Below are 15,722 nucleotides of genomic sequence, written 5' to 3'. Positions count from 1 at the left end.
TATTCTAAAGGAGCTTTAGTGGAATATCTTTCCTATAACGCAAATGGAAATCTTCAAGAGTTTGTTAAAAAGGGAAATGTTAGAACGGTATATCTGTGGGGATATTCCGGCCAGTATCCAATTGCACAAATCGAAAATGCAAGCTACGCCGACGTGCTAACTGCTCTCGGCGGAGGTAATACGGTGGCGCACCATACGGTAGGTCGGAACATTTTAAATAGCCTGAACAATATCGGTGTCAGCCATGCGGTTATAAATATGCATATGTCGACCTTACGTAACAAATTGACAAAAGCTTTTGTTACCAGTTATACATATAAGCCTTTGGTTGGTATGACGAGCATGACAGATCCGCGTGGAGCTAGCGAATATTATATGTATGACGGACTCCAGCGATTGAACAATGTTCTTGATCTTGAAAAGAACGTTTTGAAGAATTATCAATACCATTACATCTCCAATTAATTTATTTGGTTAGATATTATAAATATTGAGATGATTGAAATAGGTACTATTACTTTTAGGTGGATGCGACATAGATGGCCTTTGAATAATAAGAATTTAATAATTCGCTTCATGGCTTATAAGAGAATTCTTGTAATTGTTCTATCTCGGAAAATAAGTAGGAGAGGGTTATGAAGAATTAACTTGCAACGCAAACCAATATTCCGTGGTAAAGATTGAAAAAATTCACCTTGTCGGGATTCTGACGTATTGGGACGCATCTGTTTCATTTAAAAGAGAAAACCTTAAAAATTATCGTTACGATTACAGTCCTTAAGTTATGTATATTATTAAAATTTTGTTGTATCTTCTCCCAGTTTGGATATTTGTGGGGAGTGTTTTTGGTCAGAGCGTCGATCTTGAGCTGGACAGATATAATGGTGAAACAATCATTAAAGCATCGAATAGCATCACTCTGAAGAATGGCTTCCATATTCCTAGAAGCTCTAAGACGGTGTTGCTCTCGGTCGGTGGATTTCCAAGCTTCACAAGTGTACCTACCGGTTCACAGAACTATATTTTAACGCGAACGTTTCGTAAAGCCGTCAAATCGGGTGAGCTCGGTCTTGTCCGGACAATAGGAGAAGAAAACCAGACGGTTCAGTATTTTGACGGTCTGGGGCGTCCTGTTCAGACGGTGGAGCTGATGGCCAGTCCGACGTACAGGGATATTGTGCAGCATATGGAGTACGACGGTTTCGGCCGGGAATCGGTGAAATATCTGCCCTATGCCGAGCAGGCCAGCGCCAATGGCAGTTTCAAGCCGGCCGCGAAAGTGAACCAGACGAATTATTATCAGGTAAACGGCGGCTGGGACGGAGGTGTGATGAAAACTTCGAGTCCCTATTCGGTTACAGTTTTTGAGAACAGTCCGCTGAACCGTGTACTGGAGCAGGGATCAGCGGGTGCTTCCTGGCAGCCTGCAGCCAACAGAAATACGGTGGTTACCGGTTCTGCAGGCGGTCATACCGTAGTTACCGATTACGGTACGAATGTAGCCGGCGAAGTCCGGTTATGGGTAATCAACAGCGCAAATACAGGTGCTGCCGGAACGACTTACTACGCCGCAGGGAAACTTTACAAAACAGTCCTCAAGGATGAGAACTGGGTGAACACGAGTACGGACGTGAGCAAACCGGGTAAATCGGGAACGGTGGAGGAGTATAAGGATTTTCAAGAGCGTGTTGTTCTCAAACGTATCTGGGAGAGTGAAACAAAATCACTCAGTACCTATTATGTGTACGATGATTTTGGGGATCTGCGGTATGTCGTTCCTCCGGGTTATGCGGTGGCGACGATCACGGACAACAGTACGGATTTCAATGAGCTCCTGTATGCCTACCGGTATGATAAGTATAGAAGAGTGGTTGAGAAAAAGATTCCGGGCAAAAGTTGGGAATATATTGTTTACAATAAGAACGATCAGCCTATTCTGACGCAGGATGCTGTTCAGCGTGCTGCCAGGAAGTGGAGCTACAGTAAATACGATGCATTCGGCCGGATTGCCTCTTCGGGTATCTATACCAATACGAATTCTACTGCGGCCACCCGCGCACAGGTGCAGGCGCTGGCTGACGCTGTCACTCCGCAGTGGGAAAGCCGTACGGGTACAGCTTATACGAACACCGCATTTCCGAGTACGACGGCTCAGCTTCAGGAGCTGACGGTCAATTACTATGATGATTATGCATTTAAGACTTCCGCTTTGTTCCCGACTACAGTTGCTGCAGATACCACCTCACTTGTCAAAGGTCTTCTGACCGGGACGAAGGTCCGTAAGGGTGTCAGCGATACGATGCTGATGACGGTGAACTATTACGATAAACGTGCCCGTCTGATCGAGTCGGTATCGCAGAATCACCTGAAGGGAACGGACCGGATTATAAACAGCTATAGTTTTACCGGTGAGCTGGAGATCAGCAGGCGGGTGCATACACCGTCTTCGGGTGCAGCTACGACGCTTCTGACCACTAGCAGCTATGATCATGTCGGCAGGCTGAAGGAAACCCGCAAGAAAATAAACACACAGACGGAGATTCTTCAGAGCCGTCTAAGCTATAATGAAATAGGCCAGTTAAAAAGCAAAGGCCTGCACAGTGAGGACGGAGGAGGTAAGTTCTTAACGACCGTCGGTTATCAGTATAATGAGCGCGGCTGGCAGACAAAGGCCGGTTCGGCGCAGTTTAGTTATCAGCTGAACTATGCCAAAAGCGGTACGGCAGTACTGAGCAACGCGCAGTATAACGGCAATATTGCCCAGCAGCTCTGGGGTTATGCATCCACAACGGGTAATACCTTCAGTTACACCTATGATAAGCTGAACCGTCTGAAGACTGCTGCAAGTACAGGGACGGTGATGTCCGAAGCACTGACCTATGACGATATGGGTAACATCCGTACGCTGACGCGTGATGGCGTCACGACCACCTACAGCTACAACAACAGCAATAAAAGTAACAGGCTGCTGAGTCTGACAGGCGGAATAAAGGGCAGCTATACCTATGATGTGAACGGTAACGCGAAGACGGACCGTACGGGAATGACCTTTACCTACAACCACCTGAATCTACCCGCGACTGTGACCAAGGCGGGCGCAGCGGTAGCCTATCTGTATGACGGACTGGGTACGAAACTTCGTAAGACAGCAGCTGTGGGTAGTGTCAACACGGTTACCACGGTACGGGACTATATCGGTGGGATCGAATACAGTAAGACAGGTGCAGCGGCCAGTGTGATTGAGCGAATTGCCACAGAAGAGGGATACCTGCAGAACAGCAGCGGAACATATACGTATCATTATAACCTGACCGATCATCTGGGTAATGTGCGTGCGGTACTGAAGAGGGGGACCAGCAGCATTACACCTGAAGTTATCCAGAAGCAGGATTACTATGCTTTCGGGAAGACGAAATCTATTGTAACAGGTGGAATAAATCGTTATCTTTATAACGGAAAAGAGGTTCAGGCAGAGATCGGTGATCAGCTGGATTACGGGGCTAGATTCTACGACGCGGAGATCGGAAGATGGAACGTGATAGATCCGCTCGCGGAGAAATATAATCTGACGACGCCATATGCCTACGCAATTAATAACCCTATTATGTTTGTTGATCCAGATGGCGAAGACATAAAGATATGGTATAAGGTTGAGCAAAATGGTGTTGAAAAATCTATGTCGTTCGTTTTCAACGGCGACAATTCCAATGATGCTCCAAATAATTATTTTGTAAAATCATTTATTCAAGCTTATAATTACAATATTGAAAATGGTGGAGGTGATAATCTATTAGTAGCTGCAACATCAACGGATTACACTATAGAGTTAGTCGAAGGAGAGGGAAGTTCCACAAATAGGTCTGTTTTTTGGAATCCATTTGAAGCAGCGGAATATTTATCAAATGCAAATGAGAAAATTGTTTTATCGCCTGCAACAATTCTAGAACATGAATTTGATCATTCTGTTAGTAAGAAAACAGATCCTGACCGCCACAGAGACAGAGTAAAAACGAAGGATGAGAACTTTACAAATAAGGAGGAAGAGCGAGTTATTAAAGGCTCCGAAAGTAAGACCGGTCAGAAAAATGGCGAAATAAAAGAAGGACAACATCGCAAAAATCATCGCGAAAGATTGCGCACTATACGTGTTGGAAATCCAACGTCAACCCAAAGTTATAAATACCCTTGGGAACAATCATATAATAATACATCGGATGACTTTTAATAATTACTAATGAAATATATATATTTATTTTTTGCTCTATTTGTATCCTGCACTACAGAAGAAGAGAATTGTATGATCGTTTACTTTGATAACGGTATTATCGATGACGCACCCCATGGATTTCCTGATTTCGAAGATCTTGAAAGCAAAAATTCTCAAATGGTGTTTCAATTAAAGAACATACAAGTCGAACAATCTGAATGTACTCGCGTTGAAGAAATGATAAGTGAGGGTATAGATAACAAAAGGGAAAATTCAAAAGCTAACAGTAATGCTAAAATTGAAGCTATTTATTTAAAGTTTTATCACGATAAGAGAAGCCTCTTTTTTAATGTTGCTAACGAATTTTATGATACTGAAAGCCATTTCTTATTTAAAGATGACGATTTAGCAAATAGAATTAGAAGTTTGATTAGTCATGAAACTACACTTTTGACAGGAGTAGATTCAGATATTCCTTCGCCGATGTATTATAAAGTTAAACTGCAAATTAATCATGGCGGAAATTGAATTTCGGAGAATAGTGTGAAATTTAAAATCAACGACTATGAAAACTTATCACAGGTTGCGGTAAATTTTCTGAATTGACAATGAACGTCAAATTGGAGTTGTCTAAAGAAGGCACTGAATTTTAGAACCTTTCCTACTTCTCGTTCGCATTCAAAAACAGTTGGGGAAAGCACCTACAAAATTGATCGTGTAATTATGTAAATGACTAACTATGGAAAACGACTATTTAGACAGCGTAATAAAACAGTTTGAATATTATAAAATGCTTGGAGAGGAAACTTTTTCGCAACTACAAGATGACAAGTTGTTTTTGCAATATAATGATGACAGTAACAGTATTGCGATGATTGTAAAACATCTTTGGGGAAATATGCTTTCACGCTGGACAGACTTTCTGACTTCAGACGGAGAAAAAGCATTTCGTGACAGAGACGCTGAATTTGAAAACGACATAAAAAGTAGAGAAGAACTTTTAGACAAGTGGAACGAAGGATGGACTTGTCTTTTCGATGCAATCAACTCATTGACAACAGACGATCTCGGCAAAATTATTTACATACGAAATCAAGGACACACTGTAACCGAGGCCATTAATAGACAGCTTGCACATTATCCATATCATATTGGGCAAATCGTATATTTAGGGAAAATGCTTGCCGAAAACGGTTGGGTTTCGTTATCAATTCCAAAAAGAAATTCGCAAAAATATAACGAATACAAGTTTTCCAAACCAAAACAAAAAAGACATTTTACAGACGAATTTTTAAATAATAATAAAGAATAAAAATCGGAACTGCTACTGTCTCATATCGGAACAGTTTTTTTATATGTTAAAATATTGTATAAAGGTTCACTATCAAGGAAATAAATCCTCCAAATAACAATAATATGTATGAAACTGAAGGAATGCAGTCATATATAAACACCAAAATAGGCCCAGCTTATCGAGACAATATGTATAGTATGCGCAGCGGAGGATTCCAGAGCAGGAGCGCTAGCAAATCCTCAATGAGTCAAGGCGCGATAAGAGAAAGGATGTTCAATAAGTCATGGAAAAGTGCTAGTCTAAAGAAAGTCATTGACAAGTTTGCGCTAGGTTCAAAAGCAAAACTTTCTGAGAATGGGAAGAAAATAATTTATGAAAATGGAGTCTCTTCTAAGCGTGTTGTATATGATAAAGACGGTAACTATTTTCGTATCGAGGATACCTCCGCACAAGGTAAAAGAGTGTATGTAGATATGAATGGAAATTCGTTGACGCACTTTAATAATATTGATGATTAGTTTTATGGAAAAAGAGATATATTATTGTTCCAAAGACCGTTGAGGCTGCAAATAAGCTTGATCAAGATTTAGCCGCTCCAGGTGAGCTGATAGAGATTGTTTTGACTGAGGATGATTTTAATAGTCTTGAAAAGTCTGGCTTCTTTTATTTCTTGAATAATCTAGTTGGTGTAAATATTGATGATTATGAGGATGAAGTTATTGAAGGTGAGGGGAGTGTCCAAAAAGTTCTAGCCTCAATAGACACTTTTGATATAAATAGTCGATTGAAAACCTTGCTTGATGAGATTAAAGAGTTATTTAAAGAAGCATTATTGCGGAATACTGGTGTATATTTCTACTTTTAATTTTAGAGGATGTTTATTTTTAGTTAAGCAATACAGATTTCTCCGTCTAAACATTCTATAGTAACTGTCGGAGGTGGTGATATGATTTCTTTAAAATAGCTAGGAAGCGAGATTGTTTTAACAATTCGATGATTAATTTTATCAATAACCAGTATTTCCAATTCCGTGATTACCCAAATTCGGCGCTCAATAGATATAATATCATAAAAGAAACAATTTAGTTGAAGTGTATATGTGAACGCTGTTTCGGTAAAATCAATAACTGAAAACATTAAATCGACGCCCAGATAACACATCATATTACTCTCGGAAACCATTAAAACAGGAGTGATAAGATCACTTTGCCATGAAAATTTATAATTTTTAACTCCATTGGTAATAACGCCAAACCGTATCGCTGTTTTATCTTCGTAGAACAGGGTCGCGCAGTCAAGTGTTGTAAATTCAACAAATGAAATCTCTCTATATTGTATATTCATTTTTTCACTTAAAAATTCCCCGAATTAATGCCAGAAATCGGCGGTTTCTTTGCGACTGTCCCAATTTTACAAAAAGCGGCTACTATTTTTCGTTTGTACGCCACATGTACGCTATCCATAACTGTAGTTCCAAGTTGTGTTGTTTTTGTAGATATTCGAACTGATGATCGCTTTTTCCAAAAGTATAATCACATACAACCAAATTAAAGGATACTTCAAAACAACTAAAATAGAAAATAAAAAATTCTGGAGCAATCTTATTCGTTCGGAAAGATTCGATTTGTTTTATATGTAATATATTGTTAATATTATATTAACCATTAATTTATAATACTTATATTAATTTTGGCGGTGTTGTTAAGACCAAGTTTGAGCAAAAGATATTACTAACTTTAAGAGATAAAACAAATGTCGCAGTATCGGTCATATTCAGATGAAGCATTGGTTCATCTGCTTGCAGATGACGATCATGCAGCCTATATGGAGATTTATGATCGATATGCAGGTGTACTATATGTACATGCCCGGAAAAAGCTGAATGATCGGGAGGAAGCAAAAGACCTGATTCAGGAATTGTTTACCTCATTTTGGAAGAACCGTGCTAAACTGCAACTCCAAACGCAATTATCCAACTACTTATATACCGCGATACGTTACCGTATCATCAACTGCATCACGCATAAAAAGTTAGAATCCACCTATCTGGAATCACAAAAAGACATTTTCCCTTACGAGTCTGTCCAGCCGGATCATCTTCTTCGAGAAAAAGAACTTCAGCGGTTGATTTCAAGTGAAGTAGATTGTTTACCGAAAAAAATGCGCGAGATCTTTCGAATGAGCCGCCAGCTGAATCTTACCCATAAAGAGATTGCCCAAGAGCTGGATATATCGGAAGCGACTGTCAAAAAGCAGGTGAATAATGCTTTGAAGGTGCTGCGTGTAAAACTACGTCCCTTATTTTCTTTTCTATTGTCTCTTTTTGTATAAGAGAGACGTCTTTATGAACTTTTTATTTTTTTTTCTACGCCCTAAGGTGGTTTGCTTTGACTATAGTAATGTAGACCGGGGCGAGATGTCCCAAATAATATGGATAAAAGAGCATTCAAAGATTTATTAAAACGCTACCGAGCAAATAAATGCACGGGGGAGGAACGTGCGTATGTAGAAAGCTGGTACAACGAGGATATTAACGATCAAACGATAATATCCGAACAGGAGATTGAGCACGATCTACAGGCCATTCGCGAGCAATTGCCGGTTCCAGCTCAGCGGCCCGCCATTGCTTGGAGAGGGTATGCGGCAGCGGCGGCGGTGGCTATTATCTGCGGACTGTTTTATTATGTCCGTAATGTGCCGGATGCTAAAAACTTATCCTCAAAATCGGTCGGGGTAACAGCCAGTGACGTGATGCCCGGAAGTAATAAAGCGACACTGACATTGGCTGATGGTTCGGAGGTTCTCCTAGATGAACAGGCTGTCGGAACCATTGCGCAACAGGCCGGACAAATGGTTTACAAAACAGAGGACGGGCAGATTGTATACCAGAGCGAGCGGTCGCAAACCGGTTTGTCAAAACCTTCATTCAATACCATCACAACGCCTCGTGGCGGTCAGTATCACGTGAGATTACCCGACGGGACCAAAGTATGGATCAACGCGGCTTCTTCTTTAACGTATAATACAAGTAACACGGCCGGGGAGCGGTTGGTTGAATTGAAGGGAGAGGGTTATTTTGAAGTAGCTCCAGATGCAAATCGTCCGTTCAAGGTCATCACCGACAATCAGGTTGTAGAAGTGCTTGGCACACATTTCAATATCAACAGCTACAACGATGAACCCTCGACAAAGACCACTCTTCTCGAAGGGTCGGTGAAAATCCTAGAGAAAGCGACGAAAAGGACGGTTGTTCTTAAACCCGGCCAGCAGGCTTCCTTGGGTAAAAATAACAGACTCACGGTGACAAAGGTGGCAGCGGGCGACGCTGTGGCGTGGAAAGATGGTTTATTCCGATTCAATCATTCAGATATCGAAATCGTCATGCGCCAAATATCTAGATGGTATGATGTGGAGGTTGAATTTGAAGGGGAGAAGCCTGCCATTCAGTTATGGGGAGAGGTGTATAGGAACGTCAATGCTTCGCAAGCGCTGGAGATATTAACCTATTTTAACTTGAAGTATCGAATAGAAACTAAGGATGGTGTAAAGAAAATTATCATTTATTCATAAACATGCATTTTACAACCCCAAATCTTATTACAATGGAAGAAACAACATAAAAAAGGGATAACACAAAAACACCTTCTGACGGCTATCAGAAGGCGTAAAAATTGAGTTAAACCTTAAAACTCGTTATTACAGATACATTAATTATTAACCCAAAGAATACAAATTTAATGAAAATTAACTTGTGTGCAACTGGCCGGATTTTAAAACGGCCGTCTCCACGAATTTTATCATTTTTTTCTCAGAGACAAAAAGACAATCACCTGATTGACAGCGGTCGATGTTTTATGCGGTTCGACCTTATGATCGGTGTTTTAGTGCTTGCTTTTGTACTGCTTAGTGCAAACAGTTTTGCACAAAAAGTGACTATCGATGTGAAAGATGCATCCATGGAAAGCGTCTTTCAAGCGATTAAAAAGCAGACGAACTATGTGTTTGTATACGATAGCGAAAGCTTAAAAGACCGCAGAATAAACTTAAAAGTTCAAAATGCGTCGGTTGAAGAGATCTTAAAGAAATGTTTAGCTGGCTTGCCGTTTTCCTATAAGATCGTGGCCAATAATATTCTCATCCGCAAGCTGGACGAGGATGTCAATGAACCCATAACGACGCAGGAACGGGAAATAACCGGGACGCTACGCAATAAGCAAGGTGAGCCCATAGCAGGAGCAACGGTCAAATTAAAAGATACCAATTTGGTGGCCGTTACCAGCCCCGAAGGTTCTTACCGATTACGGATCAATCAAGCTGGTCCCGTCGTCTTGCTGTTTTCCAGCATAGGATACCAAAACGGTGAATCCGTGGTTGGCGCGGGGAGCCAGACCCTTGACATGACTTTATCTGAGCAGGTCAGTGATCTGGATGAGGTTGTAGTAGTCGGGTATGGAACACAGAAAAAGGTAAACCTTACCGGCGCGGTTAGCCAGATCTCTGGTGAAGACTTTGAGCAGCGGCCCGTTACGCAGCTTAGCCAGGCGCTTCAAGGAGCCGTACCTAACCTGAACGTGACCTTCGGTTCAGGAAGGCCAGGTACCAGCGGAAGCCTCAACGTGCGGGGGACAACGTCCATTAATGGGGGAGGACCGCTCGTGCTAGTCGATGGTATCCTGGGCAGCTTGGACCGCGTCAATGTAAACGACGTGGAATCGGTAACGGTGCTGAAAGACGCCTCGGCAACGGCTGTATATGGGGCTCGCGGAGCGTTCGGCGTTATCTTGGTCACTACCAAAAGTGCCAAAGATGGCAAGACCAATGTAGCCTATACGACCAACCTGGGCGTTACTACCCACGCGACAAATACCGATTTTATTACCTCTGGTTATTGGAACGCCAAGATCAGTGACGAGGCGATGTACAATGCATTGGGATATGGCACAACCCGCTATAGTGAGGAAGATTACAAAGAACTGTGGGACCGGGTAAACGATAAGACGGAACATCCCGACCGGCCGTGGGTGGTGATTAAACAGAATGCCAGTGGACAGGACATGTACCGTTACTATGCAAATTTCGACTGGTTTAATTACCTCTACGATGACAGACGCCCCAAACAGGAACATAACCTGACCATCTCGGGAGGTGATCAGAAAACGCAGTATTCATTGACAGCGGCCACCTCGAAAGAACAAGGTATCTTCAACATTAATCCCGATCATTACAAGCGGCATAACCTAAGAGCTAAAATAAAACATTCGGTAACCGATTGGTTGAGCATAAGCAACAATACGCACTTCTTTAAATCGGCTTATAACTGGCATGGCCTATCCACCAATTTCAACGAGGTGGAAAATGGAGTGAGCAACGATCCGACATACCAATACCATCCGGCATATGTGCCTCGGAACCCGGACGGCACCCTCACCGGATACACCCAGATCAATAGCTACCCGATTGGCTATGGGATGCATAACGCGCTGGAAAGTGGTACAATGAAAGGCTATTCCAATGGGACCGAAGTTACCAATACCACGGAGGCCATATTCAAAGTGACAGAAGGGTTGACGGTGACAGCTAATTATTCCTACCGGGAATTCCGCTCGGATTATTCCTACCGCCAAACACCGCAATATTATTCGGTTTACCCCGGTACGCTCGAAAGAAGTAACCTTGCGGCACTTAGCTCGGATCGGCTCGATGAACATATGACCAAGACACACTGGAACTTTATCAACGTGTTTGGGAATTACAGCAAATCCTTTGGCGAGCATAATTTCAGTGCGATGCTGGGGTTCAATCAGGAAGACCGCGCATACAAGCGCATTGGCGGTATAGGCGATAACCTGCTGTCCGAATCGCTGAACGACCTGAGTCTGGTTGTGGGTAACCGCCAGTTTAAAGGTGGTGCCGATGAATGGGCAGTGCGTGGTGGCTTCTACCGCTTGAACTACAATTACCAAGGTAAATACCTTTTTGAGGCCAGCGGCCGCTATGATGGTACTTCGCGTTTTCCAAAACACAGCAGGTTTGGATTCTTTCCATCCTTCTCCGCCGGTTGGCGTATTAGTGAGGAAGCGTTTTTTAGTGCTCTTAAACCGACTATCAACGAGTTTAAAATCAGAGCCTCTTACGGTTCTTTAGGAAACCAGGAGGTAGACACTTACGCGTATATATCCGCAATGGGGACCGGTCAGATAGGATATGCTGTCGATGGGCAGCGGCTCCCTGTAACGCATCCTCCTGCGCCGGTGGCGAACACATTAACCTGGGAGAGTGTGACTACCAGAAACCTCGGATTTGACCTAGCTATGTTCAGAAACCGCTTAACGCTAGAGGCTGACGTCTATATCCGTGATACGCGTAAGATGCTTGGGCCAGGAATGCAGCTCCCTGGGGCATTTGGTGCGACAGAACCAAAAGTAAACGCAGCGGATCTGCGTACCAAAGGTTTTGATCTCTCGGTCGGTTGGAGCGATAGGTTTGAGCTCGCAGGGAAGCCCTTTTCTTTTAATATCCTAGGTGTTCTCTCCGACTATACTGCTCGCATCACCAAATTTGACAACCCTTCAGGGAGTCTAGGTTCTCACTACGTAGGTAAAAGGTGGGGCGAAATTTGGGGTTATTCTTATGGCGGGCTTTTTAAAACAAACGAAGAGGCGCAAGCCTGGGCATCCATAGTGAACCAGGATCAAATCAACAAGCGCCGCGTGCAGGCGCCTACAGAGGAACTCCGCATGCTGCAGGCAGGAGATATCCGCATTCTAGATATTAATGGGGACGGGATAATTAATACTGGTTCCAACACCCTGGATGATCCAGGTGACCGGCGGATTATTGGTAACAGCTTGCCGCGATACTCCTACGGACTAACCCTGGGCGGCCAATGGAACGGCATCGATCTCACTGTATTTCTGCAGGGCATTGGCCGTAGAAATTGGTACCCAGATCCGAACAGTCAAGCCTTTTGGTCGGTCTATTCTCGGCCCTATGCATCGTTTATACCGACGGATTTTCCAAGCAAGGTGTGGTCTGCAGAAAACCCGAACGCTTATTTTCCTTTGCTGCGCGGTTATACGGCGCAGAACGCTGAGCTATCAGTTGCCAACGATATGTACCTGCAAGATCTGGCATACTTGAAGCTGAGGAACCTTACCATTGGCTACACCCTACCTTCAGGCTTAACGGATCGCATCAAGATGAATAAAGTACGCTTCTATGTGGGAGGAGAGAATCTACATACATGGAGTAAGCTAGATACCGATTATTTGGATCCCGAAGCGGTCATGACTGACCCGACAGGTAGAAGCTACCCGATGGGCAGGACTTATTCGGTCGGTGCACAAATCACTTTTTAATCAATACGGCAATTAAGATTAGTATATTATGAACCTTATAGGACTAAACATAAATAAGATATTCCTTTATTGTGTTATTGCGGGCACTTCCAGTTTGATGTTATCCGCTTGCAATGATGATTACCTGGAGCGGTATCCGCTGGCGGAACTTTCACCGGAAACCAATTTTCGTAATGAGGCGGAGCTGCGTAATTATTCGAATGGATTTTACGACCAGTTACCCGATGCATTGGATATTTACTATACCAACCCGAACCAGGGCGACGATGAGGCCCGCAACACTTTGCCGGATGAATTTCGGGGTACCCGTGTAACACCCGGCAGTGGCGGGGGATGGTCTTGGAGTGCGTTACGACGAATCAACTTTTACCTAGCAAATTCCCACCGGTGTGAGGATGAGCAGGCCCGATTACACTACGACGGCATCGCCCGGTTTTTTAGAGTCTATTTCTATTTCCAGAAGATTGTCCGTTTTGGGGATGTTCCCTGGTATGAAACGGTATTAGAGGTAGACGACCAAGATCTACAGAAGCCTAGGGACTCTAGGAAAATGGTGTTTGAAAAAATGCTGGAAGATATCGATTTCGCAATTGCGAACGGAAGCACGGAAAAAAGTGGTCAACTGATTACCAAGTGGACAGCACTGGCCTTGAAATCGCGCATGTGCTTATTTGAAGGGACCTTTAGAAAATATCATGATTTAGGGGATTGGCAAGAGATCTTGGAGCAATCCGTTAGCGCTTCGGCGGATTTAATGAATTCCGGTGTATATGATATTTATACGAGCGAGGTGGGTAAGGCATACCAAGAGCTATTTACCGCTGAAGACGCCATCTTGGAAGAAATGATACTGGCACGCCAATACACCGAATCTATTCCTTTGGTGCATTCCGCCCATTCCTATCTTCTTTCAGCGTCATTCGGTAGACCAGGGGTACAAAAATCGCTTATTGACAGCTACCTGATGAAAGACGGCAGCCGCTTTACAGATATCTCAGGCTACCAAACCATGGAATTCTATGAAGAAACCAGAGACAGGGATCCCCGTCTGGCGCAGACCGTCCGCACGCCCGGCTATAAACGCATCGGGAGCAACGAGACGACGGTTCCAGACTTCGCGACGAGCATGACCGGTTATCAATACGTAAAATACGTACTCTCCCCAGCCTACGACACAGGGCGAAGCACCAACGATATTCCCATTTTCAGGTATGCTGAAGTCCTGTTAAACTTTGCAGAAGCCAAAGCGGAATTAGGTAGCCTGAGTCAAGGTGATATTGATCGCAGTATCAAGTTGCTGCGCGACCGGGTAGGTATGCCTAATTTAGATATAGCAGCCGCCAATTCCAATCCTGATCGTTTTCTAGTTAATGAGTATCCAAATGTGGATGCAGGAGCAAATAGGGGTGTTATTCTTGAGATTCGACGTGAGCGCCGCATTGAACTGATCAAAGAAGGGTTCCGCTACGACGACCTGATGCGTTGGAAGGAAGGTAAGCGGCTAGAAAGACCGTTTTACGGTATGTATTTTCCAGGGACTGGCGACTATGACCTGGATAGAGATGGCAGAATCGATCTTGTGATTTACCAAGGAACTGCCCCCACAACTGTACCCGGCAGGCAGTATCAGAAGCTCGGTGAGTTGGTACTGGAAGATGGTATCAGCGGCCGGATTATTAACCTGCCAGATATTAGCAAGCAATGGAATGAACAGAAAGATTACCTATATCCTTTGCCGCTGGAGGAATTGCAGTTAAATACAAACCTAACGCAAAATCCCCACTGGGACAATTCAGGGAAATAATTTTATGAAATTGACAATTGAAAAAATGAAAACAATAACCAAACTAAATATGTGCTGGATACAGGTATTACTTTTACTGCCCATGCTAATTGGTTGCAAGAGCAGCGGCGAGTTTGATCCCGGTCCCTTCGCACCAGGTGGAGAGGAAGCAAAAACATTACTCACTTTTAACGTATCAGATGCCTCAGGAAACCCTATTGACGGGGCTTATGTGGTGTCATTTCGGAAGCTGGCTCCCTTGCATATTCGTGTCGGTGAAGGATTTACCGACGCGCAAGGACTGGTACAAATTGAGGATAATACCGATACCAAGGAAGGTTACGCCAATATTGTAGCCCCAGGTTATAACTCCCAAAAGGTAGCCATCAATGTTGAGCAGAAAAAAGAAAATAACATTTCCGTCACCCTGGCTAAGCAAAATACGCTCAAGATATTAAGCTACAATGTAGAGGAAGGTTTCAAAGATGACGCGGCACTCAGAAAGAAGTTTGCCGAATGGGTAGCACAGTACGACCCGGACGTAATCCTGTTACAGGAGATGCAGCATTTTACGGATCAATCTTTTGCCGAGTTTGCTAAGTCTTACGGGCATGGCTATGCCGTACTGTCTAAAACCGTGGGATTCCCTACGGGGATAACCTCCAAGGAAGAAATCAAGGATATCCGGAAGGTAGTAAAAACCGGTGTGCTGCATCATGGGTATGTGACTGGCGAAACCTTCGGTATCCGTTTGTTCTCGGTGCATCTTAATCCATACGAACTGGACAACGATCGCAATATTCATAAAATAGCCCGTAAAGATGAAATCAAGATTATCCTTGATGACGCGCAGTCGTACACGGGCCAGCCTGTAATCATCGGGGGTGATTTGAACGACCATAATGAATTCGACAGAGACACTTTTGGCCCGGGCTACCGTTACGGCGAACGAGATCACACGGTAACCAATACCTGCAAGACATATGGATACTTCGATAGCTATCCTTTACTCAATACTGAATTTAAAAGTACTTCGGTCGAGAAAAACAACACGACCAACGAAGGTTATCGGATTGATTA

The 15,722-nt window shown here is 43.5% G+C and carries 12 protein-coding genes; 11 read left to right on the top strand and 1 reads right to left on the bottom strand.

Features of this window, described 5'->3' with window-relative positions:
* From HP439_RS11885 to HP439_RS11860, 6 genes are all read left to right on the top strand, one after another.
* On the top strand, positions 1-465 hold a 465-nt coding region (locus HP439_RS11885), incomplete at its 5' end, for a hypothetical protein (protein ID WP_216657836.1).
* 319 nt (positions 466-784) lie between these two features.
* A complete protein-coding gene (locus tag HP439_RS11880) occupies positions 785-4,225 on the top strand; it encodes a DUF6443 domain-containing protein (protein WP_172390558.1) in 3,441 nt (1,146 codons plus the stop codon).
* Positions 4,226-4,234: 9 nt separating this feature from the next.
* A complete protein-coding gene (locus HP439_RS11875) occupies positions 4,235-4,735 on the top strand; it encodes a hypothetical protein (RefSeq protein ID WP_172390557.1) in 501 nt (166 codons plus the stop codon).
* Positions 4,736-4,946: 211 nt separating this feature from the next.
* Positions 4,947-5,519, top strand: coding sequence for a DUF1572 family protein (locus HP439_RS11870; RefSeq protein ID WP_172390556.1), 573 nt, complete (start codon positions 4,947-4,949; stop codon positions 5,517-5,519).
* Positions 5,520-5,623: 104 nt separating this feature from the next.
* Positions 5,624-6,019: a hypothetical protein gene (locus HP439_RS11865; protein WP_172390555.1), complete on the top strand. Its 396-nt coding sequence runs from the start codon at positions 5,624-5,626 to the stop codon at positions 6,017-6,019.
* Between the two features lie 101 nt (positions 6,020-6,120).
* Positions 6,121-6,366, top strand: coding sequence for a hypothetical protein (locus HP439_RS11860; RefSeq protein WP_172390554.1), 246 nt, complete (start codon positions 6,121-6,123; stop codon positions 6,364-6,366).
* 23 nt (positions 6,367-6,389) lie between these two features.
* On the opposite strand, the gene HP439_RS11855 is transcribed toward HP439_RS11860, so the two are convergent.
* Positions 6,390-6,845, bottom strand: coding sequence for a hypothetical protein (locus tag HP439_RS11855; protein ID WP_172390553.1), 456 nt, complete (start codon positions 6,843-6,845; stop codon positions 6,390-6,392).
* A 408-nt stretch (positions 6,846-7,253) separates the two neighbouring features.
* Between HP439_RS11855 and HP439_RS11850 the strand changes: the two genes are divergently transcribed.
* The 5 genes from HP439_RS11850 to HP439_RS11830 form a co-directional block, all read left to right on the top strand.
* Entirely contained in the window at positions 7,254-7,832 is a 579-nt protein-coding gene (locus HP439_RS11850; RefSeq protein WP_172390552.1) for an RNA polymerase sigma factor, read from the top strand.
* 99 nt (positions 7,833-7,931) lie between these two features.
* On the top strand, positions 7,932-9,071 hold the full coding sequence (locus HP439_RS11845; RefSeq protein ID WP_172390551.1) for a FecR family protein: 1,140 nt from the start codon (positions 7,932-7,934) through the stop codon (positions 9,069-9,071).
* Positions 9,072-9,355: 284 nt separating this feature from the next.
* Positions 9,356-12,859 (top strand): SusC/RagA family TonB-linked outer membrane protein, encoded by a 3,504-nt coding sequence (locus HP439_RS11840; protein WP_172390550.1) that lies wholly within the window; start codon positions 9,356-9,358, stop codon positions 12,857-12,859.
* A 28-nt stretch (positions 12,860-12,887) separates the two neighbouring features.
* Positions 12,888-14,663: a RagB/SusD family nutrient uptake outer membrane protein gene (locus HP439_RS11835; RefSeq protein ID WP_172390549.1), complete on the top strand. Its 1,776-nt coding sequence runs from the start codon at positions 12,888-12,890 to the stop codon at positions 14,661-14,663.
* A gap of 25 nt (positions 14,664-14,688) precedes the next feature.
* A partial coding sequence (locus tag HP439_RS11830; RefSeq protein ID WP_172390548.1) for an endonuclease/exonuclease/phosphatase family protein occupies positions 14,689-15,722 on the top strand: 1,034 nt, incomplete at its 3' end.

It is taken from the genome of Sphingobacterium shayense, assembly GCF_013179575.1.
In the GTDB taxonomy this organism is placed as follows: Bacteria; Bacteroidota; Bacteroidia; order Sphingobacteriales; family Sphingobacteriaceae; genus Sphingobacterium; species Sphingobacterium shayense.
Note: the sequence above shows the minus strand (reverse complement) of the source record. Positions and strands in the feature narration are given on the sequence as shown.

Coding starts and splice junctions, on each gene's coding strand:
- HP439_RS11880 (WP_172390558.1), top strand. CDS start 785: ATGTATATTATTAAAATTTTGTTGTATCTTCTCCCAGTTTGGATATTT.
- HP439_RS11875 (WP_172390557.1), top strand. CDS start 4,235: ATGAAATATATATATTTATTTTTTGCTCTATTTGTATCCTGCACTACA.
- HP439_RS11870 (WP_172390556.1), top strand. CDS start 4,947: ATGGAAAACGACTATTTAGACAGCGTAATAAAACAGTTTGAATATTAT.
- HP439_RS11865 (WP_172390555.1), top strand. CDS start 5,624: ATGTATGAAACTGAAGGAATGCAGTCATATATAAACACCAAAATAGGC.
- HP439_RS11855 (WP_172390553.1), bottom strand. CDS start 6,845: ATGAATATACAATATAGAGAGATTTCATTTGTTGAATTTACAACACTT.
- HP439_RS11850 (WP_172390552.1), top strand. CDS start 7,254: ATGTCGCAGTATCGGTCATATTCAGATGAAGCATTGGTTCATCTGCTT.
- HP439_RS11845 (WP_172390551.1), top strand. CDS start 7,932: ATGGATAAAAGAGCATTCAAAGATTTATTAAAACGCTACCGAGCAAAT.
- HP439_RS11840 (WP_172390550.1), top strand. CDS start 9,356: ATGCGGTTCGACCTTATGATCGGTGTTTTAGTGCTTGCTTTTGTACTG.
- HP439_RS11835 (WP_172390549.1), top strand. CDS start 12,888: ATGAACCTTATAGGACTAAACATAAATAAGATATTCCTTTATTGTGTT.